At 49.5% G+C, this 21,777-nt stretch carries 17 protein-coding genes; 6 read left to right on the top strand and 11 right to left on the bottom strand.

From position 1 onward, the window contains the following. Positions 1 to 34 precede the first annotated feature (34 nt). Positions 35 to 1,024 carry a c-type cytochrome gene (locus AC2YIT_RS14635; protein WP_487279650.1) on the bottom strand — a complete coding sequence of 330 codons (990 nt, stop codon included), beginning with the start codon at positions 1,022 to 1,024 and terminating at the stop codon, positions 35 to 37. 164 nt (positions 1,025 to 1,188) lie between these two features. On the opposite strand from AC2YIT_RS14635, the gene AC2YIT_RS14630 reads away from it, so the two are divergent. From AC2YIT_RS14630 to AC2YIT_RS14615, 4 genes are read left to right on the top strand one after another with little or no spacing between them, the layout of a single operon-like run. Next, the gene (locus AC2YIT_RS14630; protein ID WP_430845653.1) at positions 1,189 to 1,728 is read left to right on the top strand and encodes an LVIVD repeat-containing protein; all 540 of its coding nucleotides are present in this window, start codon (positions 1,189 to 1,191) and stop codon (positions 1,726 to 1,728) included. A 24-nt stretch (positions 1,729 to 1,752) separates the two neighbouring features. After that, the gene (locus tag AC2YIT_RS14625) at positions 1,753 to 2,520 is read left to right on the top strand and encodes an LVIVD repeat-containing protein (protein ID WP_487279649.1); all 768 of its coding nucleotides are present in this window, start codon (positions 1,753 to 1,755) and stop codon (positions 2,518 to 2,520) included. Then, entirely contained in the window at positions 2,517 to 3,215 is a 699-nt protein-coding gene (locus AC2YIT_RS14620) for a hypothetical protein (RefSeq protein ID WP_487279648.1), read from the top strand. The genes AC2YIT_RS14625 and AC2YIT_RS14620 overlap by 4 nt, the downstream gene beginning before the upstream one ends. Positions 3,216 to 3,252: 37 nt before the next feature. Continuing rightward, positions 3,253 to 3,639, top strand: a complete 387-nt coding sequence (locus AC2YIT_RS14615; protein ID WP_430845656.1) for a VOC family protein — start codon at positions 3,253 to 3,255, stop codon at positions 3,637 to 3,639. A gap of 2 nt (positions 3,640 to 3,641) precedes the next feature. Here AC2YIT_RS14615 and AC2YIT_RS14610 read toward each other — a convergent pair whose 3' ends face one another. The 10 genes from AC2YIT_RS14610 to AC2YIT_RS14565 form a co-directional block, all read right to left on the bottom strand. Beyond that, entirely contained in the window at positions 3,642 to 6,062 is a 2,421-nt protein-coding gene (locus tag AC2YIT_RS14610; protein WP_487279647.1) for a TonB-dependent receptor domain-containing protein, read from the bottom strand. Beyond that, positions 6,043 to 7,392 (bottom strand): HTTM domain-containing protein, encoded by a 1,350-nt coding sequence (locus AC2YIT_RS14605; RefSeq protein WP_487279646.1) that lies wholly within the window; start codon positions 7,390 to 7,392, stop codon positions 6,043 to 6,045. The genes AC2YIT_RS14610 and AC2YIT_RS14605 overlap by 20 nt, the downstream gene beginning before the upstream one ends. A 9-nt stretch (positions 7,393 to 7,401) precedes the next feature. After that, on the bottom strand, positions 7,402 to 8,526 hold the full coding sequence (locus AC2YIT_RS14600) for an imelysin family protein (protein WP_487279645.1): 1,125 nt from the start codon (positions 8,524 to 8,526) through the stop codon (positions 7,402 to 7,404). An 83-nt stretch (positions 8,527 to 8,609) separates the two neighbouring features. After that, the gene (locus AC2YIT_RS14595) at positions 8,610 to 9,818 is read right to left on the bottom strand and encodes a DUF4856 domain-containing protein (protein WP_430845660.1); all 1,209 of its coding nucleotides are present in this window, start codon (positions 9,816 to 9,818) and stop codon (positions 8,610 to 8,612) included. A gap of 228 nt (positions 9,819 to 10,046) precedes the next feature. Further along, entirely contained in the window at positions 10,047 to 10,616 is a 570-nt protein-coding gene (gene msrB / locus AC2YIT_RS14590; protein WP_487279644.1) for a peptide-methionine (R)-S-oxide reductase MsrB, read from the bottom strand. A gap of 96 nt (positions 10,617 to 10,712) precedes the next feature. Next, on the bottom strand, positions 10,713 to 11,441 hold the full coding sequence (bshB1, locus tag AC2YIT_RS14585; RefSeq protein ID WP_430845662.1) for a bacillithiol biosynthesis deacetylase BshB1: 729 nt from the start codon (positions 11,439 to 11,441) through the stop codon (positions 10,713 to 10,715). Positions 11,442 to 11,453: 12 nt separating this feature from the next. After that, on the bottom strand, positions 11,454 to 12,527 hold the full coding sequence (locus AC2YIT_RS14580) for a peptidoglycan DD-metalloendopeptidase family protein (protein WP_430845663.1): 1,074 nt from the start codon (positions 12,525 to 12,527) through the stop codon (positions 11,454 to 11,456). Between the two features lie 77 nt (positions 12,528 to 12,604). Further along, positions 12,605 to 13,567 (bottom strand): thioredoxin-disulfide reductase, encoded by a 963-nt coding sequence (gene trxB / locus AC2YIT_RS14575; RefSeq protein ID WP_430845664.1) that lies wholly within the window; start codon positions 13,565 to 13,567, stop codon positions 12,605 to 12,607. Positions 13,568 to 13,742: 175 nt separating this feature from the next. Continuing rightward, on the bottom strand, positions 13,743 to 15,653 hold the full coding sequence (locus AC2YIT_RS14570; protein WP_487279643.1) for an OmpA family protein: 1,911 nt from the start codon (positions 15,651 to 15,653) through the stop codon (positions 13,743 to 13,745). Beyond that, positions 15,653 to 16,234, bottom strand: a complete 582-nt coding sequence (locus tag AC2YIT_RS14565; RefSeq protein WP_430846408.1) for a 7-carboxy-7-deazaguanine synthase QueE — start codon at positions 16,232 to 16,234, stop codon at positions 15,653 to 15,655. Before AC2YIT_RS14565 ends, AC2YIT_RS14570 begins: the two co-directional genes overlap by 1 nt. 173 nt (positions 16,235 to 16,407) lie before the next feature. On the opposite strand from AC2YIT_RS14565, the gene mnmE reads away from it, so the two are divergent. Beyond that, positions 16,408 to 17,772, top strand: a complete 1,365-nt coding sequence (mnmE, locus tag AC2YIT_RS14560) for a tRNA uridine-5-carboxymethylaminomethyl(34) synthesis GTPase MnmE (protein WP_430845666.1) — start codon at positions 16,408 to 16,410, stop codon at positions 17,770 to 17,772. A gap of 821 nt (positions 17,773 to 18,593) precedes the next feature. Further along, entirely contained in the window at positions 18,594 to 21,761 is a 3,168-nt protein-coding gene (locus AC2YIT_RS14555) for a SusC/RagA family TonB-linked outer membrane protein (protein WP_487279642.1), read from the top strand. Positions 21,762 to 21,777: the final 16 nt, after the last annotated feature.

Raw genomic sequence — 21,777 nt, 5'->3', positions numbered from 1 at the left:
GATCTTGCGGAATGCAGATCCCCGTTTTTTGTTCCTAGTCGGCGCTAGCCAGTTTCGGTCTGAATTTAACCACCTTGTTGCTCTGCGGCTTCACCGTTTGCAGGTAAGCGAAAATCGCCCTCAGATCACTTTCCTTCATACCTGCATACATCGTCCACGGCATTGGGGTGTTCATTTCATTAGGAGCGATCTTGTGTGGCTTATAGCTCGAATCGGCGTAGGGCTTAAAGCGCTGCACAAATGCATCGGCCGTCCAGGTACCGATGCCGTTGGTTTTGTCGGGCGAAATGTTCGCGGAGGTGGTAATGCCGTTTGGCATGATAAATTCCATACCGCCGCCAAATTCCGTCCCAGGCACTTTTTCACCTTTCTCACGCTTGCTGTGGCATTCTACACAGCTTGCCGCGGTGGCTACATAGCGGCCGTAGGCGACCTGGTCGGTTTCCGACGGGCGCTTAGTCAGGTTTGCTTTCGTCGGCATTGTATTGATCAGGATATTGACCGGGAAGTCATACTCGGGAGCAGCTATGTCATGCTTGACCGGCGCGAGGGTGCGTACGTACGCGATGAGGCTGTAAATATCCTCCTGGTCGAGCTGGCCGTAATTCCGGTAGGGCATAATGGGAAACAGCGCCGTGCCGTCCCTGCTGGTACCGGTGGTAATGGCGCGGAAAACCTCGCCGTCGGTCCATTTGCCGATTCCGTAAGGTGTGATGTTTCTTGCATAAAACACGCCGGGAAAGCCCATATCCCGATTGAAGACCTCGCCACCGCCACCGAAATTGCCGGCAGCCAATGGGGCCGAAAATAGTGTCCAGTCGCGGGTACTATGGCAATCCACGCAGACTGCGACGTGGTTGGCAAGATACTTTCCTCGCTCGATCCGCTCGGGCGTTCTTTCAACGGACATGACGGGGGCTTCGCCGACATCAGGAAGTGCAGTTTTTACATAGGTAGTAGCGGCCGCGGCGGCCAGAATGAGCACCACAAGGAGAATGCCCACGATTTTAAGGAGCTTTTTCATAACAGAGGGGTGACAGAAGATGGTGAATATGAGGATTGGTTATAAGGTACAACAATTCCGGTAAAGCTCAAATACTTAGTTATTTAGCGAAAGCCGTAGAAGGTGTTGCAACGTTTAAATGCAACATGGTGTCTAAAATCCAGAAATTCAATCCGGTCATCGCCATGAAAAGAACTTTACTTGCAAGTTGCCTCGCATTACTGATGCTCTCATGTTATCCCAGGGACTCGGAGCCCTTTGTGGGCAATGTGAAATTCGACGGAACAGGCTACCGGCCCGTTTACAAAAGTCCCGATGAGGTATCCAAAGTGGAGGTTCAGGCGGCCCAGGCGCTCAAAACGCCGGGGAAAATATATACATTCGACCGGTATCTGTTCATCAACGAGCTAGGCAAGGGCATTCATATCATTGACAATACCGATCCCAAAAAGCCTGAAAACCTTTCATTTGTCTCGATCCTGGGCAACTACGACATCGCCGTGAAGGACAATTGGCTGTATGCGGACAACTTCTCGAACCTGCTGGTGATAAACATCGCCGATCCGAAGGTCCCCAAAGTGGTAAAAAGCATTCCTGGTGCCATCCCCGTTCATAACTATCCGCCGTTGCAGGGCGTCTATTTCGAATGCGCCGACGAGAAAAAGGGCATCGTAGTGGATTGGGAAAAAGTGGATATGGCCAGGCAACCCAAATGTTACCGGTAGTCACTGAACGATATTGATTTAGCTATGAAAAAGTTGATACCTCTTTTATTCCTCGGGCTTGCGGCGATCGGCCTGATGCTGCTGTTGAATGCCTGCGATGGCGAGAAGGCCGATTCCGGACCCAGCCCTCAAACGGGAGCGGGCGGCTCGATGGCGCGCTTCGCTATTACCGGCAACACGTTGTATATCGTCTCAAAACAATCGCTCGAAGTATACGATATTAATGATGCAGCAAATCCTACCAAGACAGAAACCCAAAATATGGGCTTTGGCATCGAAACGATTTTTCCTTACCAGAAAAACCTGTTCATCGGTGCAATGGACGGCATGTACATTTACGACAATACCAAGCCGAATGCCCCTGTATTGTTGTCCAAATACACGCACGTATTTTCCTGCGATCCGGTGGTCGTGCAGGGGCGTTACGCTTATGTGACGTTGCGTGCGGGTGTAACCTGCCGGACGGGCACCGCTTTCAGTTCGTTGGATGTGGTCGATATCAGCGACCCGGCCAAGCCGCAATTAGCAGGTAGCCACCGGATGGATTCGCCATACGGATTGGGTGTGTCAGGCAATAAACTGTTTGTATGTGAAGGCGACAAGGGCTTTCGGATGATGGATATCAGCGATCCTAAGGTGCCTATTCAAAAGCACTTCTTCCAACAGGATCCGGCCTACGATGTGATCGTGCGGAACAACCAACTGATCGTCACCGGTAAAGAAGGTCTTTATCAATACAAATACGACGATTCGGACAGTCTGGAATTTCTTAGCAAGATTCCTGTGCTATGAGAACCAGCCTGTTTACCATTTCGATATTCTTATGTTCGTTTTGCGCCTGCCTGGCTCAGTTTGATGTAGAAACTGCCAAACGGCATGTAATCGTCAAGTACTCGCCACTGCCCATGTTTGATCTGGATAATACCATTCAATTCGGTGTTGAAATACCCTTTGGGAAAGGCGATTTTGCGATACAGCAGGATCTGGGCTATGGAAATTCTTCTTTCAATGGCTGGTATCACGATAATACCCGGCGGCCGGATAAGGAAACCTTCAAAAGCCGGACGCATTTGAGGTGGTATTTTGTCGAGAAACGAAGGATGCGCGCCTACGCCGGGCCTGAGGTCTTATATAAAAAAGTGGTCTACCGCGAAAGCCAGTGGGCGGGCAGGGAGTGCGATTCGCCCTGGGGCCCGTGCAGTTTTTTTCAGAACCAGGACGTGAGGGTCGACAAAGACGTTGTGGCAGGGCATGCCCGTTTTGGCTGGCAGTTTATAACCCCGGGCCGGTTTGTTTTCGATGTTTTTACCGGTATCGGGTTCCGTAATATTGCTACCACTTCGCATTCATCAGGCATACCCGACTCGGATATCAAAGGCATTTACGACAGTTGGCAACGCATTCACCCGAATGAAAGCGAATTTCATCCTAGCGCAGTAATGGGTTTTCATCTGGGTATTCTGTTAGGAAAATACCGCCGGGATTAACTACATTGCCATTCTAATCCCTAAACATCGGACATCTATGGACAATGCTATCAGCTGGTTTGAAATACCAACCACCGACCTGGATCGCGCTACCGCTTTCTACGAGTCGATTTTTCAGATTAAGCTCTTTCCGCTCGACACGCCCAACCTTAAAATGCGCATGTTCCCGATCGACAACCCGGCAGCCGGGGTAGGCGGGGCGCTCGTATACAGTGGTGGGTTCCATAAGCCTTCCGCCACAGAAGGACCATTAATTTACCTGAACGCAAATCCGGATGTCCAAATCGTGCTGGACCGCGTAGCCGATGCTGGTGGCAGGGTAATGGTTCCCAAAACACAGATCAGCCCCGAATACGGCTACATGGCCGCGTTTATCGATTCAGAGGGAAACCGCATTGCGCTGCACTCAGCGCCGGTTGCCTAAGTTTAAATTTTAACCTGCAATGTCAGGTAAAAGCCCCGCCCGTCGGATGGCAGGATACCTGGACCGGGATAGCCTGTTGCCCGGCGGGTAAAATACATCTGGTTGGTCAGGTTGTTGACGCTGCCTTCAATGCGGAACCGTTTCCATTCGTAAGACAGGCTCACGTCCATGATTTTGTACGCTGGGATAAGCCCGACCACCGATGATACTCCGCCGTCTACCGCATTGGTTGCTTCGGAATACTGGTCGGTAAGATGGGTAAGCTGGAACGAGCCTTTCAACTTTTTGTAGCCCAGCCGTAAGCCGGTTTTTAGGTTGATTTCAGGGACAAATTCTACCTGATTCCCCTGCACGCCCGGGATCTCGCTGTGTTTGTATTCGGATTTAATGAATGCGACATTCCCAAACAGCACACCACTCCAATCCGCCTGCTCAGGCCTTGCGAGCCTGAGGAAATCAGCTTCCGCGTAAGATTCAATACCCATGATAATCGCCTGGCCGACGTTACTTCTCAGCCGCAGCACGCGGTTGCTTTCATCATAAAACTGCACTTCGCCGATACGATTGTCATAATTGAGGTAAAAAAGGCTCACGTCGTAATTAAACAGCGAGGTTTGATGGCTGCGCACGCCCAGGTCAATCGAATAGCCTTTCTCATCCTTCAAGTTCGGGTCGATGACCGAGGATGGGTTGGCTATGCGCATATCGCTGAACGTAATCGAGCGGTAGTTTTGGGAGATGTTGCCGTAAAGCTCCAGTTTTTCGACAGGCTTGTAGCCGATACCAATGCCTGCAAGCAGGAAATGGCGGCCGTTGGTGCGGTACTCGTCGGTCCGCGAGATGTTGATCACATTACCCGCAAGGTCGCGGGCGATGTTGCCGTAATAGCCGTCCGCGGTGGTTTTAATGTATTCAAAACGCAAGCCCGGCGTGATCGAGAGCTTGTCAGTGAGATAAAAGATATTTTCTGCAAAAAGGGCTACATTTCGGTTTGGGAAGCGGTAGTCGTAGGTGATGAACCTGTCGGGCTCTACGAATGTAAAATCTGCGTCCTTCCCTTTGCTGCCCAATCCCTGCAAGTTGTGGTTATAACCATAATAATAGCGCCCTCCGAGCAGCAATACCGACATTTTCTTGGCAAAAGAATACCTTTTCAGGTAGCGGGCTTCGGCTCCCCAGTTGGTGAAATCACCTTTGATCAGATCGCGCTCGCTATTGTCGTCGATGGTCGCCACCCGGTTGGGGCGGAAACCAAGCGAATAGCGGTTGGCGGCCAGTCCGAAAATGCGCAGATTGAATTCGTTGCCCGCATTGAAGCGATGATCAAAATGTACCGCTGCCATATTCCAGTTGACATTGAACCAGTTGCGTTCGCGGTTGGTCTGGTGTGGGTTATCCGCAAACATAGCATCAGAAAGTCCGCCTGGCTGCTTGGCCAGATAATGCATGTGTGTGATATCAAGGCCGATTGTGGTTTTATCCGAAAGCTTGTAGTCCAGGTCGGTATAGAAAGTATAGTTGTTGAACCGCGAGTTCGCCCGCCAGCCGTCGGCTCTTTTGTATTGGAAAAAGGTATAGTAGCTTAATTTACCCACCGTTCCGCTAGCGCTGGTAAACGCATTGTAAAATCCGAATGAACCCACGCTCTGCCGTGCTACCACCTCGATCTTGCGATCCTGAACTGGTTTTTTCATGACAAAATTGATCAATCCGCCGAACTGCGTACCATATTGCAGCGAGGCTGCGCCGCGCACGATCTGGATCTTACCGACCGCCTCGATAGGAGGGGTATAGTAGCTTTCGGGATAACCCAGGGCATCAGCGCTGATGTCGTGACCGTTCTGCCGCACATTGAAATTGGCCGTCCGGTTCGGGTCCAGGCCGCGGCCGCCGATATTGAGCTGTAAGCCCCCGCCTTCGTTTTCCCAGATATTCAGCCCTGCTACACGCGAGTAAACCTGCCGTGCATTGTTGGTCGATAAATTGGCAACCAGCTGCTCGGGGGAGATCACTTCCGACTTTTTGCCTTCATAAATTCCCATGCTCTCCACGCCGCGTAACCGCGAGAAACCGAAATCGGCCGTTTTTTCCTTGACGGTCAATTCTTCCAGGTTTTGCTCGGAAGAGGTCAGGTAAAGGTCGAAATGCAGGTCTTTGCCTCGGGCATTGAAATGCTTCTTCTCGATGCGGTAGCCTGACAGCGTCGTTTGGAGTGTATAATTACCATTGGGTACCGATGTGAAAATGAAGTTGCCTTCCTGATCGGTGATGGCGGTCAGGTTTTCGTTCAGAAAAATAGTGCAGCCTCTGATGGCCGAGGAGTCGGATTTGGAAAAAATGCGGCCCGACAGCTTTGTTTGAGCTACGGAAAGACTGCCGATCAGCAGCAGGAGGGGTAAGAGTTTAAAGACCTTTAATTTCATTTTCAAATGGGGTAATCCAGGACTTGTGTCGGAACGAATCGTTTTGTTGTGCCAAATCCACGTCGGGTGCGATCAATGGTTTACCTGTGCGGCCGTTCAGGGCTACGTACGAATCCACGTACACCTGCGGGTGCGTGAAGCCGTGCGCCGCGTAATAGTCGCGCAGCATGTGTGCGTATTGAAGGATCATATCGGGCTGTGTCGACATCATTTTTTCCTGCAAGCGGGTCAGAAAATCGTTGTTATTTACGATCTGGCGCTTTCCAGTGGCGTCCGTGACGGTAAATTGCGTGTAACCCGCTTTTTCCATCAACATAACCCTCCATGAAAAACGGTAGCCTTCCTCCGTCCAGAAAAGCTCTTCGGGGTAGAGCAGATACCGAAAAGGGAAGGCGATTTGGAATACAAAAAATACAATGAAAATAGTGTAAATCGCTGGCTGCAACAATGCAAGAAACCGGTAACGGCCCGCTGGCTTTGAGATCGCCGAGGGTAAGCGCAGCAGACGGGTCACGCGGTCGATGAGTTTCTGATGAAAATCGGCTGGGAAAAACACCAGAGCTGTCACGATCATAATGTAGGGAAACATGCCGATTGGGAAGAGCAGCGACGTGAGCAAATGAAACACTACAACCGACGCGTAAGCAAATCGTCTGGTCCGGCGGTTCCAGAGCAGGAAGCCAACGCCCAAATCATACACGCAACCGATCCAGCTGAAAATGTAAGCCGTTTCCAAATGGTTGAACAATGAGCCGATGATGGGCGTATCATTTTTGGCCGGTAACCATATTTTCATGGGTAACGCTTCCAAGAGCCAGTCGCTGTTGAGTTTGGCGATGCCTGCGTAGAAGTACAGCATGCAAACGATCACACGAATGCTGTCGACGCACCAGGCTGGGATTTGGCCTGCGCGTAATGCCGCATTCCGGCCTGCATCTACTGAAAAAACCGTATTTGCCGGCAGAAAAATGAGCATAAAACAAATCAGGCTCACAAAATAGTAGTGATTCAGATAGGTGCTTTTGTCTATGAGCTCGATGTAGGTGAAACTTATGAAAAGCGCCATGGACGCCAGCCGGTAGTACCAACCGACGGCAACAAGTAACGCCGAAATGCCGCAGATCGCGAATAGGAGGTAAGTCCATTCGCCGAGCGGCTTGACAAACCCGAAGCCATAAAAGGGGAAAAAGAACCGCGGGGTGATATACAACTCCCTGACCCATCCCAAAGCGACAAAGCGGCCTGTGCTGATCAGCAGCATCAACCCGAAAATGGCCCTGAATACTGCCAGGGGAGCCGCCGAGGTATATTTTTGCAGATATGCCCGCATAGTGTTCAACTAGTCCCCGTCGTTGTCGGTATAGGTAATGGTAATGCTCATGGCCGAGGTCATGTCCACTTTCAGCATCCGTACAGCCTTTTGCATTTCGGTGTAGGTGTCCTTCATGGCCTGGTTATTGTTTTTAACCTCTTCGTACAAGTTCGGTTTCAATGCGTCGAGCTTGATGGTTGCGGCCTGAAATTGGGCGTTGATACTCTCGCTGAGCAGTTTGCCCGTACTGCTGTCTTTTGCGCCCAATGCATCCAGGTAGGTTTTAAGGCCTGGGCCGGCTTCACCTGTCACGGCGTGTCTCCCATTGAAGAAATCGACGTAGGCTTTGTGTGCTGTTTGAGCCAACGTTTTGGAAATATCTTTTTTATAAAATGCCTCCACTTTTTCGGGCGCAGGAATGCCTGTGGCCATTGCACCCGAGGGAATCCCGAACTTACCTGAGCGGATGTACCGCTCATAATGCAGCACCGTACCATTGACCATCAGCGAGGTCGAAGAGCCGATGTCGAGGCCGGTTTTGCTGATAAACGTATTGAGGTACTCGCCCTTCCAGTCGCCGATCACCTTGCCCAGCAGCGATTCCATGCGTGTGATCACGCGGGTAATGTACGCGAGTCTTTTCGCAGCGTCTTTGTCGGTGGTGTACTGTGCAAGAATCGCGGTATCGCCGGTGCCCAGGCCATTGATGAGGTAATCGAGCGCAGGGAAGCCCTGGGTAGCATAGGAAGCGGGCACTTCCAGGCTCGATGTTGGATCAGCTATGTTGGCAGCAATCCCCGCCTCGCTGGCAGGATAGATGTTGAAGAAATTCCGGATCGTTTGTTTTTCTCCCGGACCGAAGTCGAACAACTCTACGCGCTCCCACGCTACGTATGCATCGGCCCATGCACTGCGGAATTCTGCCAAAGTCTGAGCATCAGGTTTGGCCGTAAATGCTTTGGACTTTGCTGTCATCAGATCGAATTTTGTTTTGAACTGATCATATGAGGGAATAACAATGTTTTCGGCCAGGGCTTTGAGTATTACCGATCGGTCTTTCCCATCGTCCGTAGGCTGCGGATCAGGCCTATCGCTTCCACCCGAGCAGCCCAGGAAAAGCGTTGTCAGCAGGAGCGCGAAGTACTTTTTCATTTATCAGAGGTTAGATTTAAAACGACAAATGGTGGACAGGCTAAATGCCGATCCACCCACTTGAATAGAGGTAATATGTGCTCTTACAGCTTGAATTTCGCATTAATGGCGTCGGACGCCGCGTTAATTTTGTCATTGGTCAGATCCCAGAAGCCGTTTGGTGAAGCCACCGGATCGATCAGGCCTTTAAGAATGGCGTCAGAGAAGGTTGCGTCGGCACCGTTGATGGTACAGAATCGCAATGAGTAAATGAAGCCAAGGCCTTCACCGATCGCATGTGCACGCGCAGGGTCGTCCGTACCTTTTTTCCATTTATCCAGGTAACCTACGGCAGCTTTCGCGACAGCTTTCTCTAATTCGGTGCGGATTAAAGTAGCCTGCGTTTTCAGCTCAGTCTTGTCATTGTTGACAATCGCAACTCTGCCTTTGAGAAAGGCAGTATGGATTTTTGAAGAAACCTCTCTATTGTATTCCCAAAGGTAAGACCCCAGAAACTGCTCAGTTGCTTTGGCTCCTTTTTCTGACATATTAGCGCCTTCGAGGAGAATTGGGTTTGGCGTAAGCAAACCAAAAGCCTCGTCCCAATTGTGTTCCAGCGCGGTGTATTTTTTACCTGAAACCAGTGTTTTGTTGTCGGCTTCCAACCCTTTGTCTAACAATACATTACCGATATAGTCAAGCTGCAACGCGCCGATGAGGCCTTTTTGAATAATCTGGGCCATTTCAATACCTCTTGCGGTTACCAGGTAATTACCCAGCTTCCCTGCCACGCCTTTTGCTGCTTTCACTTTCACCGACTTGCTGGCTTCTGCCATTTCGCCGAAATAGCCATCAAGTGCTGCACGGTTTGCTTCCGCTTCTGCCGACGCCCTTGATGAAGCGGTCACATTGCGAAGCTGAACGCCAGATGCATTCAGGTCTGCACCGTTTACCAAGACAGCTCCGGATTTAATATCCTTGAACGGGTTACCTGTATTCGCAAACATATTTTTCATTACCGCAGCATCCAGTGTCGCCGAGTCGCGAACTGCGCTGCCCAGGTAATAATTCAATGCCTGAAACATCCGGTAACGGTCGGTGCCCGATTTCAAATCGGCAGTGGTGTCACCTTTGGCGTCAATAAAAAGGCTTTTATAAGGTGTAGTGGGCGTCACCTTCGCGTAGTCGATCTTGGCGCGAAGGTCTTGCTGCGCGGGAGGCGTAGGCTCATCGTCATCTGAGCACGAAACAAGTCCGAATACAGCGACAGAGGCGAACAGTATGGCCCGCAACTTGAAATTGTAGTGTAGCATTTATCCAGTAGGCGTTTTTGTTAGGGATGTAACCAGATGGTTTATTTAGATTAATTATAAATCTTTGGCAAACATATAGATTATTTAGAATTGGAACAAATTATAAAACAAGGAGTGTGAAAAAAGATTTTAGCGCTAAAAGAAAAGGGGACATTCCTCCTGAATGCGAGCCATTTGGCCCGGCATCCGAGGGATGTCCCTTTTACTCATTGATCCTAAGCGGTGGTACTAGCTGCCGCTTTCCGCTTTCTTTTTACTATTGAATTTCTTTTCGGCGGTTTTCGCCTTTTCAAAATCCAGTACCACACCGTTGATGCAGTACCGCAGGCCGGTAGGCGGCGGGCCATCGTCGAAAACGTGCCCCAAATGCGACTTGCAGCGGCCGCACATCACTTCGATGCGGTGCATGCCGAGGCTGTTGTCCGCAGCTTCCACAATGGATTTCTTGCTGATCGGTTCAAAAAAGCTCGGCCAGCCGCAGCCGCTCTCGTATTTGGCGTCACTTTTGAAAAGGGGATTCCCGCAAACAGCGCAGTAGAAGGTGCCGATCTCCTTTGAATGCTCGTACTCACTCGTGAACGGCCGCTCAGTGCCTTTCAGGCGCGCTACGCGGTACACTTCCGGCGAAAGGATCTTCTGCCAGTCGTCATTACTTCTTTTGACGGGGGCCGTTTCGGTATGCGAATATTCGGGTGCTTTTGCGGCCGGTTGGCTCTGGTCGGCAGAGGATTGACCGTAGCAATTTTGCAGCGTAAGGGCAAAAACTCCGGCGATCGCAGCCATAATGAAGTTTTTCATGCGTTTATGATCTGTTTTTTCAAGATATACGATTAAAACGCTCGCGTAGGTCAAACAAATTCCCCGATTTTTATAACAAAAGTATCACAATACCGGTCAGATGAACACCGACAAGTCGCGTACGCCCAGCTTGCGTGCGGTGGTGAAGCCTTCGCCGTATTTTACACCGATCGCATGGCCCATTTCCTGCGCGCGTGCGATGATGAATTCCAGGAACTCGGGAGATGAAATGTAGCTCTGCGGCTCACCTTCACTTTTGTATTCGGGCACATGGAATTGGCTTTTAAATGCCTTCACAGCCTCGATCTTTTTGTCGTGAAAATCGGTGATGTCCACGATAAAATCAGGCGTGATGTACCGGTCCTGAATGGAATGGAATACCTGTTTCGGACGCCACGCTTCCTGCTCGTTCCCCTGCTCATCATAAGTTTTGATCATGCGCAAGCCGGAGTAGAAGCTGGCTTCGGCCACCAGCGCCCCGCCGCGGCCATGATCGGGATGGCGGTCGTGAACCGCGTTGGTGATCACGATCTCGGGGCGGTATTTGCGGATGAACGGGATGATCGCTTTCTGGTGTGCTTCGTCGTTTTTGAAGAAGCCGTCGGCCAGGCCCACGTTTTCGCGGACTTCCACACCGAGAATGCGGGCGGCTTCGATGCCTTCCTGAATGCGGCCCTCGGGTGTACCGCGGGTGCCTAGTTCGCCTCTTGTCAGGTCAACAATACCTACTTTTTTACCCAGTGCGATTTGCGCGAGTAATGTGCCGGCGCAGCACAGCTCTACATCGTCGGGGTGGGCTGTGATGGCAAGGATATCTAATTTCATGATAGATTCGGATTATTTAATGCGCAATTTCTGTCCGATCCGCAATGTGCTGCGAGTCGACATACGGTTTTTGCGGGCAATGGATGATATACTTACGCCGTAACGTGAAGCGATTGAGCCCAGCGTATCCCCCGAGCGTACTTTGTGCAAAATGGAGCGGGAATAGGCCTTTGGCGCGTCACCTGCTTCAAATTCGCTCTTGGCCGATTTGCCGCGGATGTGGCTCCAGGCGGCTGCCGTAAGCAGAAAGTGGTCAGATTTAATAGCTGCATTTGGCCAGTCGAAGATATGCTCGGGATCGAACGGGTTACCTTCGTAGCGGTTTTCGTAATGCAAATGTGACCCTGAGCTCCGACCGGTGTTTCCTCCCAAACCGATTACTTCGCCGGCTTTTACCAGCTGACCCGACTCTACCATTTGTTTGGAAAGGTGGCCGTACAATGTTTCCAACCCGTTATAATGTCTTACCACCACAAAACGGCCGTATCCGCTGCCGTCCCAGGCAACGATCCGAACCATACCGTCATACGTGCTCCTTACCGAGTCGCCCGTTTCCAGATCGAGGTCGGTCCCATTGTGCCAGCGGCCCCAACGGTAGGCGAAGTGGGATGTTACCGGAGTACGTTCCATGGGAGCGGACCACATGCGGTTGGCCGCCTGATCGTATAATTTGAGATCTACGGGCTCGTCGAAATCTTCTGCTTTGAGTCCGTAGGGGTTAATGGTGCGGGCGTCCCAGATCACGTAATATTCAGCGGCCTTTACCCATTCATCCGCAACAAGCACAGAATCTTCGGCGATCACTACTTCGGTTTCCCCTTCGTCAATGGTGGTGGTATCTTCATTCACGACGGGGTTCAGCGGCTTGACCGGCTCGAACTGGCTTTGGAATTTCAGGTTGGAGGTTTCTACCTCGTATTCGTCCTCGGGCTGAGGCGTAGCTTTGGTGGTCGGGCCCTCGTTGGCATTGTTACCCGACTGGTTAATCTTGGGGTTTCTTCGGAATTTTCCTCGCTCTTGCGCTTGCGTGTTCCAGGAGATCAGACACACGGCCATTAGCAAACAGACAATAAGCTTTACTTTCATAAGTATAATACCAAGTCAGACCACGCTGGTGCTTATTATTCAGCGTAGTCTGATCCTTTTAGGGGTTGTGCGATTGATTAAGCTGTTTCTTCTTCGATAATAACGTCCACTTCCCGCTCTACCAGGAATCGCTCAGCATCCAGCGCGGCCATACAGCCTGTTCCCGCAGCGGTGATCGCCTGGCGGTAAACGTTGTCCTGTGCATCACCACAGGCAAATACGCCTTTGATGTTGGTGCAGGAGCTTCCTTTGATGGTCTGGATATATCCGGTTTCGTCCATATTGACATAACCTTTGAAAATATCCGTGTTGGGTTTGTGGCCAATCGCAACAAAGAAACCGGTTGCTTCTAAAAGTTGCTCCTCGCCCGTTTTATTATTTTTAACCAATACCGATTCGAGGCCTTCCTCGCCGTTCAGTTTCACGGTTTCGGTGTTCCAGAGGATTTCAATATTAGGCAAAGTTTCCAATCGTTTCTGCATGATCTTCGATGCGCGCATTTCGTCGCGGCGAACGAGCAGGTATACTTTGCGGCAAAGTTTGGCCAGATAACTGGCTTCTTCGGCAGCTGTGTCGCCGGCACCTACCACGACCACGTCCTGGCCGCGGAAGAAGAAACCATCACAAACCGCGCAGGCCGATACGCCACGTCCGTTCAAACGTTCTTCACCTTCCAATCCAAGCCATTTGGCAGAAGCGCCTGTTGAAATAATGACCGCGTCGGCGATGATCTCATGCTTGTTGTCGATGATCACTTTATGAGGGTATCCGGTAAAATCAACCGAAGTAGCCATGCCGTAACGGATGTCAGTACCGAAACGTCTGGCCTGTTTTTCGAAATTGATCATCATTTCGGGGCCGGTAATGCCATCGGGGTAGCCCGGATAGTTATCGACTTCTGTGGTGATCGTCAGCTGGCCACCCGGTTGGGCACCTTGGTAAAGTACAGGATTCAACCCCGCGCGGGATGCATATATGGCGGCTGTGTAACCGGCAGGGCCGGAGCCGATAATTAAGCAAGAGACTTTCTCGGATGACATGTTAATATAAAACTACTGTTAATGACGAATGTTCTAAGTTTAGGCTGGAAATTCCAGCGGTGCCCAGCAAGGCTTTTCTTTGTGTGTGAGACTTGATTTCGCCTTATTGTACCTGTTGGTACAACACAGGCAGACTGACAAAAGTGCAAAATTTCAGCCCGTTATGCAAATGCATTTAGAGGATGCGCCATTCGATCCTTCGGTTTTTTTGCCGGTTTTCATCGGAATCATTGGGCGCCATGGGTTTTGTTTCACCATAACCTTTGGCCAAAATCCGGTCGGCCGCAATTCCCGATTGTTGCAGATAATATTGTACGGACTGTGCCCGGCGTTGGGAGAGTGCCATATTCTCGGTATCCGAACCTACGTCATCAGTATGGCCTGATATCTCGATTTTGATGGTTTTGTTTTTGTGCAAAAAGTCGCTCAACTTGTCTAGCTCCACTTTCGATTTATCATCCAGGATATATTCCCCCGTTTTAAAGAAAATGTTGTTCAAAATCTCTGCGCGGTCCTTCTCGATCGCTTCCAACGGAATTTCAAGATCTACAAACGACTGATCGTTATTGACCGAAAATGAAAGGCTTTTAAACAGATATCCCGGTTTGGATACATAGAATGCATATTCCCCACCACTATTCAAAACCGCCAGAAAGGAGCCATTCTGGCTATCGGAAGTAAAAGAGCCGACTTTGGTCTGGGTTTTAAGGTCAAAAAGATCGATGTCGGAAGCCAATACCGTGCCTGTCTTTTTGTCAAACACCTTACCTTTCGCGTAACGCGTAGGCGTGATGAGCTTTTGCAGCGCGTCGGGCACCCGGAAGGTGTACAGCAGGGAGCGGCCTCCTCCTTTTTCGGTATTATCATCGGTATAGTAGGCATTTTCTCCATTGGAGGTTATAAAAAGCCCCACCTGATCCGAAACGGTATTGATCGGGTAGCCTATGTTCGCGGGCGCCGCCCATATTGTGTCTGTTTTTTGAGTAATGAAAATGTCAAAGCCACCCATCCCCGGCAGGCCGTTGGAAGAGTAGAACAATGTGCGGCCATTCGCATGAATGAATGGGGCGTTCTCGTCGTCAGGTGTGTTAATGACCGGGCCGAGGTTTTGGGGGGCGGTCCATTGTTTCTTGTCGTCCAGGTGCGTCATCCAGATGTCGCGCTTCCCTACGCCGCCTTTGCGGTCGGACGCGAAATAGAGGGTATGCCCATCGGCGGACAGCGAAGGTTGTGATTCCCATTCGCGCGAATTGACCTCCGGGCCGAGATTCACCGGTGGGCTCCATTCTTTGCCTACTTTATGGGAAATGTACAAATCGCAGCTGCCCAGGCCGTCGGGCCGGTTGCAGGCAGTGAAAACAAGCGTCCGGCCATCGGCCGAAACCGTGCAGGTGCCTTCATTGTTGGCCGTATTAATGGTTTTCGAGATTTCCTCCGGCACATCCCACCGAGCAGCCGGGCCCTTGATGCGGCGTGTAAAGTAGATGTTTTCGTCGCGGTTTGCAGTCAGGCCTGTGAAAATTAATGTCTCGTCGTCAGCCGTCATGACCGGGAAGTACTGAGTGTCGAGGAAGTTTACCGTATCCCCCAATGACTTTTTCTCAATCGAAAGCGGGTTCTTTACAGCCTGCTGGGCGAAACGGGCTGAGGCAACCGATCTCTCAGCTAACCTTCCCAGACTCGACCTGGCAGGAAACAAAGCGAATGCCTTTTCGAAATAAAACTGGGCCGAGTCGTACCGCTGCACATTGAAATGATCACGGCCTATCCATTGAAAAGCCGCTGCTGATTGCGGGGCATCCGGTTTAAGATTGACAGCCTTGTAGTAATGCTTGCGGACCAAGTCGGGCTTCCGTTGCAGTTCATACACCTGTGCCAGGCGCAAATGGGTATCGTAGCTGTTCGGCTCAATTTCGAGCACTTTTTCAAACAACTCTGTGGCCTCGGGGAGCTTCCTTTCCTGCCATGCTTTTTGTGCCTTATCGTATACTTCTCTCGCTTTTCTGGGTAATGTAACGTCCTGACTGGAAGCGTTTTGTAGCGTTATGGTGACTAGTGCGAAGCAGAAAAGAAATACCCGGTGCATTATGGAATGTTCATAAACTTGTGAGTTTGTAACGACATTTTCCATTTGGGATTGTCTTTGATATAGTCAATTATCAAAGGCAGCATCACGTCCTGCTTACTCCATTCGGGTTGGAGTAGCAGCGTACAATCAGGAGAAACTTTGGCTGCATGTTCTTCGGCGAACTCGAAATCGCTTTTATTGTAAATAATCGCTTTCAGCTCATCGGCACTCTGGTAAATGTCGGGGTGAGGCGTTTTGAATTTTTTTGGCGAAAAGCAAACCCAGTCCCAATGTCCCGTAAATGGATAAACGCCCGACGTTTCGATATTGGTTTTGAAGCCTGCCGCTTGTAATGCGCCCGTCAGCTCGTTGAGATTGTACATTAATGGTTCCCCTCCGGTAATTACTGCTAATCGACCGGGAAACTGCAATGCGCCGTCCACGATCGCATTGATATCGAATTTGGGATGAATACTCGCGTCCCACGATTCCTTCACGTCGCACCAGTGGCAACCTACATCACAGCCGCCGAGGCGGATGAAATACGCGGCACGACCGCTGTGCTGGCCTTCACCCTGCAAGGTGTAAAAGGCTTCCATCACCGGAAGTTCTGAGGTAACGATAGGCAAAGTTTCGGTAAGCAAAGTCTTGAAAATCTTAATGTTGAAAAAAGTGTAACACGCAGGAGCGCCGTAAAAATCCCGTAAAGGTACAAAATTCAAACTTCCTGCGGCGGTTAATGGTTCTCTTTAAAAGTAGCATATTTGCAATTATGAATACAGAAGTAATACAACAGCAGGAAGTGATTTGCGCGCTCGCTACGCCCTCGGGTGTGGGCGCGATAGGCGTTATACGCGTGTCGGGCCTGGGCTCGATCGCGATGGTGAATAGCGTATTTAAGGGTAAAAACCTCGAAAATGCCGAATCCCACACCGTGCATTTCGGTACTATCAACGCCGGCGACGAAATCATCGACGAAGTGCTCGTGTCCGTTTTCAAAACGCCGCGCTCATTTACCAAAGAAGATTCTGTCGAAATTTCCTGCCACGGCTCCGACTACATTATCCGCCAGATATTAAAGCTGCTCATCACCAAAGGTGCCCGCGTCGCCAAACCCGGCGAGTTCACGCAGCGAGCCTTTCTAAACGGCCAGTTCGACCTGGTGCAAGCCGAGGCCGTCGCCGACCTTATTGCCGCCGACTCCCAAGCGAGCCACAAAACCGCATTGAACCAACTGCGGGGCGGTTTTTCCAAAAAACTGGCATCGCTGCGCTCCGAGCTCATTCATTTTGCTTCATTAATCGAGCTAGAATTGGATTTCGGCGAAGAAGACGTAGAGTTCGCCCAGCGGGATGATTTGCGACGTTTAATCAATGCATTACTTTCAACCATTGAACCGCTGATCAGCTCATTTGACTTTGGCAATGCAATTAAGGAAGGGGTTCCGGTGGCTATCATCGGCTCACCCAACGTGGGTAAATCTACTTTGCTGAACGCATTATTGAATGAAGAGAAAGCTATCGTAACCAGCATTGCCGGCACTACGCGCGATGTGATAGAGGATACCATCGTGCTGGATGGCTTGAAATTCCGCTTTATCGACACTGCGGGCATCCGCGAAACGAATGACGTAGTGGAATCCATCGGCATCGGGCGCTCAAAAGCGGCGATGGATAAGGCGGACATTGTGATTTTTCTCTTCGATAGCGAGGTGACGCTGGCCGAGAACCGCGCATTGGCTGCATCGCTGCCCGCTAGTAAGGAGGTGTTGTTTGTTTTGAATAAGACGGATATTAATCCTTCACTGGCATCCGAACTGGCCGGTTCGTTGGACATTATCCCCATTTCCGCACATACGCAACAGAATTTACCTGCCTTGACCAGGAAGCTTGTTTCACTTGTTCATGGGCAGGCAGCAGGAGATACGGTCGTTACGAATTTGCGACATTATGAGCATTTGATGAAGACTTCGGATTCTTTGACGGATGTATTGAATGGGCTTTCACTGGGCGTTACCGGGGACTTTTTAGCACAGGATATCCGGTTGGCGCTGCATCATTTGGGGGAAATTACCGGGACTATTGTGACGGATGATTTGCTGGATAATATATTTTCTAAGTTTTGTATCGGAAAGTAATAGGCTGTGAATCTTGATTAGACCTCGTAAGTAAAATGAATGAAAACCGCAATTAGAGCGATCTGATGCGGTTTTTTTGTTTTCCGATTTTTGCATTGCTCCCGGTTTTATCCAACTGTGAGACCGGTCTGTCGGTGTCGCATTTCTTGGAATGTCAGGGTCATTGGGCTAAAAGGTGAGCTAAAATCAGGGTGCCAAATTTCAACGAGCAAGCTATCAGAGGAATTGTTGACGTATAGTATCATAAGTTATCTCTCGTGTGGATCCACAGATATTACTATGAACGTATAGTCATATCGTATGTAGTTTTTTGGCCGGTTAGCTATTTTGCATACTGAACTGGGTGCTTTGTTTTGTTGAAATAATTATGTTTTTATCTGGATGAGTGAAGTTTATTTTCTGGGGGGACACCCCAGCTGAATCAGATTAATTGTTTAATAATAAGTTTATTAACGGATACATCGGTCGGGTCGGGCCTTAGAGTCCCGGAAAAGTGCATTGTGGAGAAATCATTTTAAAATGTAATTGTAGAATATTATCAAGAATTTTAGCTCGCTGACTTTATAATATTTTTTAAAAATTAATAACCACATTCGGACGCTACTCAGAATGATGATTTTGAGTGAACATCGTATGTTAACTTGTTTTGAAATTATATTTCATAAAATTTTATAATTGCGAAATATAATTTTGTTGTATTGTTGAATATGCAACTATCATATATGTGTTTCCTGAAATGTAGGTTGGTTTGTATTGATAGTGCAAAAGGGTATTTTTGTTAAGAGACAAGTCTCCGATACCAACCTAACTATTGTTTACTTATGAAGAAGGTTTTACTGCTCAGCACCCTGCTGGTGTGCTGTTGCTCATCATTGCTATGGGCACAGGAAAAGTTTGTAACAGGTGTAGTCACCGCTGCGGAGGACGAATCACCAATCCCGGGAGTGAACGTGTTAATCGCCGGCACCCATAACGGTGTCATCACGGACATGGATGGCAAATACAAAATCGCCGTACCCGATCAGGGAAAATTGACCTTTAGTTTTGTTGGAATGATCTCACAGGAAATCACTTTTGATGGCTTGTCGGTGATCGACGTGAAGCTGGTATCCGACGCCAGGATTTTAAGCGAAGTGGTTGTGACCGGTAGCGGTGTGGCTACGAGCAAAGCCAAGCTGGGGATATCGGTCGAAACGATTTCCGGTAAAAGCCTGCCGCAGACGCCCTCTGCTTCGGTGGATCAGGCGCTGGTCGGGAAAATTCCGGGAGCGCAGATCACCAGCGGCAACGGAACGCCGGGGGCGGGAGTCAACATTTTGCTGAGAGGTATTAACTCTGTGAACCGGGGGACATCGCCAATGATCCTGATAGACGGTATTCAGATGGCTTCGACGGATCTCAGCGCGATCGACCTTAATTCTATCGAGCGGGTGGAAGTCGTGCAAGGCGCCGCTTCTGCTTCGATCTATGGGGCTCAGGGCGCGAACGGAGTTATCCAGCTTTTTACAAAAAGGGGGAAAAATGGGCAGCTGAACATCGATATTTCCAGTGCGATCACAAACAATACCTATCTGAATGTGGGTGGAATGGCCAAGTCGCGTTTTCACGGATATAATACCGATGCAAACAATAACATCATCGGATCTTCGGGCGCGCCGATTTCGATTGACCCGCAGACCGGCTTGTATACCGAAAACGTAATCTGGAACAGTACGGATCCGCTTAACAAGACCGATAAGCCCTACAACGCCAATCTTGCTTATCATGATCACTTCAAACAGTTTTTTGTTCCTGCCAACACGATCAACAATAGCATTTCCCTTTCAGGAGGCAGTGAGAAATTCGATTTCAGCGCCTCTGCGTCCAATAACCATCAGAAATCCAATTTCCTTAACAATGGTTATAACGACCGTAGTAACCTGGTTACCAACCTGGGCGTCCAGCTTGCCAAGGGGTTAAGGCTGCGCAGTACCACGCAGCTGGTTTATACCAAAAACACGGTTAATGGGAATAACATATACTCGATTTTTAATAGCCGTGCTTTTGTGGACTACGATTTCAAATTACCCGATGGTAGTCCGATCAACAAGTTGGGAGATGCAGCGGGTGTGAACGGAAGTAACCCTATTTACGCCCAGTATTATTCAGACAGCGACGATAAAAAGGTTGATATCATCCAAAATTTCAACCTGAACTATAAAGTCAACAAGTATCTGGAGTTGGATGCAAAATACGGACTCAACTACAATAGGGAAGACTACGTCTATACGGCGCAAAACCAGTCAAACAACGCCAATTCCGTTGCCGCTTCGACCTGGGTGGGCTCCGCGATCAGCCCTGACAATACAGGTGGTATCGATAAATATACCTATGCAAGAACATTCCAGAATTTTTTGGGTACTGCATTTATCTACACCAATTTCGAAGATGACTTTCATTGGAATATTCCAATTACGACATCTACCCAGGTTTCCTTTGACTACCGCAACCAGAAACAGACGCTGTATGCAGCAGCGGCTGCCGGATTGCCGACTTACACGCCGTTTAACAGCACGCAGGGAACATCCTTCAAGGTTATTCAGGATTACAAGGAACCGTTTATTACCTACGGGTACCTTGTCAATCAAAAAATTGAATATGGGGATATATTCGGTGTTGCCGGCGGGTTCAGAAGTGACTACTCGTCCGCATTTGGCGGAGGTTCAAAGCCGTTTACCTTTCCGAGAGGTGATGTTTATTTAAGAATGTCCTCACTGGGCTTTTGGGAATCAGGAGCGATCGCCGACCGTATTCCCGAATTTAAATTGCGTGCCGCATACGGAGAGGCAGGTATTCAGCCCAAGCCTTTTGACCGCTATGTTACTTTAAGTACAAAGGTTTTGGGTGCCAGCAATGCCTTCTATTTCGATCCAAACCAAAATAATCCTGACCTGGGTGTGGAAGTATCCAAAGAGCTTGAAATCGGAACGGATTTTACATTGAACGTGATGCCGAACGCCGACTGGCTGAACGATGTGCGACTATCGGCCACTTATTGGAAACGGACTACGGACAATGCGATATGGAGCATTGATGTGGCGCCGACTTCCGGTTCGGGAACTTTGAAAACCAATGCTTTTTCACTCGGCTCCCATGGTTTGCAGGCTTCATTGAACGCATCTGTATACCAGGGCAAGAATTTCAGCTGGAATCTGACTACCAACTTTACGAAACAGACTTCGAAAATCAATTCTGTCGTTGGCGATCAGGAGATTGTTGTTATCTCCAATGCCGGAAGTACGAATTATGTGCTTCGCAAGGATGAAAAAATCGGACAGCTTTACGGCCATAGATTGCTCCATAGCCTGGATGCCACAAAGCCGGACGGCACCCCCTTTCTTTCGGAAGCCGAAAAGGGTGACTATACGCTGGCAAGCAACGGCTATGTGGTCAACAAAGCGACAAAATTCCCTTATGTAACCCCTGACAAATACAGTTTCGGCGATCCTAATCCGAAGTTCAACATCTCATTCATCAATGATTTGACGATCAAGAACTTTCTGACTTTCAACGTTCAGTTGGACTGGATCCAGGGAAGCCATCTTTACAACCAAACCAAGGAATGGATGTACCGCGACGGAATCCATGCCGACTACGCAAAACCGTTCACGATCGACGGACAAACCGGCGCATGGACCGCGTTTTACCGGGGTGTATATGCAGCCGTTACCAGAAATGGTACCAAAGATTATTTCTACGAAGATGCCTCTTTCCTCCGTCTGAGAAATATTTCTGTTGCTTTGGACTTTGCAAAACTGACTCATATTAAAGGATTCAGAAGGCTGCAATTAGTACTCTCGGGGCGCAACCTGGTTACGTTAACCAAATACACCGGTATGGATCCTGAAATCGTGTCGGGTGCCAACAACTCGGCATGGGACCGCGGAACCGACCACAGCAGTATGCCGAATTACAGATCTTATCAGGTCGGTTTAAACTTCGGTTTCTAAAAACATTCATTGCATT

The organism is Dyadobacter sp. SRI_021 (genome assembly GCF_057586235.1).
This window is presented reverse-complemented; position numbering and strand designations above follow the sequence as displayed.

Bases quoted from the DNA above. Each gene is read 5' to 3' on its own strand.
- AC2YIT_RS14630 (WP_430845653.1), top strand. From the start codon at position 1,189: ATGAAAAGAACTTTACTTGCAAGTTGCCTCGCATTACTGATGCTCTCA.
- AC2YIT_RS14605 (WP_487279646.1), bottom strand. From the start codon at position 7,392: ATGCGGGCATATCTGCAAAAATATACCTCGGCGGCTCCCCTGGCAGTA.
- msrB (WP_487279644.1), bottom strand. From the start codon at position 10,616: ATGAAAAACTTCATTATGGCTGCGATCGCCGGAGTTTTTGCCCTTACG.
- trxB (WP_430845664.1), bottom strand. From the start codon at position 13,567: ATGTCATCCGAGAAAGTCTCTTGCTTAATTATCGGCTCCGGCCCTGCC.
- AC2YIT_RS14615 (WP_430845656.1), top strand. From the start codon at position 3,253: ATGGACAATGCTATCAGCTGGTTTGAAATACCAACCACCGACCTGGAT.
- bshB1 (WP_430845662.1), bottom strand. From the start codon at position 11,441: ATGAAATTAGATATCCTTGCCATCACAGCCCACCCCGACGATGTAGAG.
- AC2YIT_RS14565 (WP_430846408.1), bottom strand. From the start codon at position 16,234: ATGGAAGCCTTTTACACCTTGCAGGGTGAAGGCCAGCACAGCGGTCGT.
- AC2YIT_RS14635 (WP_487279650.1), bottom strand. From the start codon at position 1,024: ATGAAAAAGCTCCTTAAAATCGTGGGCATTCTCCTTGTGGTGCTCATT.
- AC2YIT_RS14620 (WP_487279648.1), top strand. From the start codon at position 2,517: ATGAGAACCAGCCTGTTTACCATTTCGATATTCTTATGTTCGTTTTGC.
- AC2YIT_RS14555 (WP_487279642.1), top strand. From the start codon at position 18,594: ATGAAGAAGGTTTTACTGCTCAGCACCCTGCTGGTGTGCTGTTGCTCA.
- AC2YIT_RS14595 (WP_430845660.1), bottom strand. From the start codon at position 9,818: ATGCTACACTACAATTTCAAGTTGCGGGCCATACTGTTCGCCTCTGTC.
- AC2YIT_RS14600 (WP_487279645.1), bottom strand. From the start codon at position 8,526: ATGAAAAAGTACTTCGCGCTCCTGCTGACAACGCTTTTCCTGGGCTGC.
- AC2YIT_RS14580 (WP_430845663.1), bottom strand. From the start codon at position 12,527: ATGAAAGTAAAGCTTATTGTCTGTTTGCTAATGGCCGTGTGTCTGATC.
- AC2YIT_RS14610 (WP_487279647.1), bottom strand. From the start codon at position 6,062: ATGAAATTAAAGGTCTTTAAACTCTTACCCCTCCTGCTGCTGATCGGC.
- AC2YIT_RS14570 (WP_487279643.1), bottom strand. From the start codon at position 15,653: ATGCACCGGGTATTTCTTTTCTGCTTCGCACTAGTCACCATAACGCTA.
- mnmE (WP_430845666.1), top strand. From the start codon at position 16,408: ATGAATACAGAAGTAATACAACAGCAGGAAGTGATTTGCGCGCTCGCT.
- AC2YIT_RS14625 (WP_487279649.1), top strand. From the start codon at position 1,753: ATGAAAAAGTTGATACCTCTTTTATTCCTCGGGCTTGCGGCGATCGGC.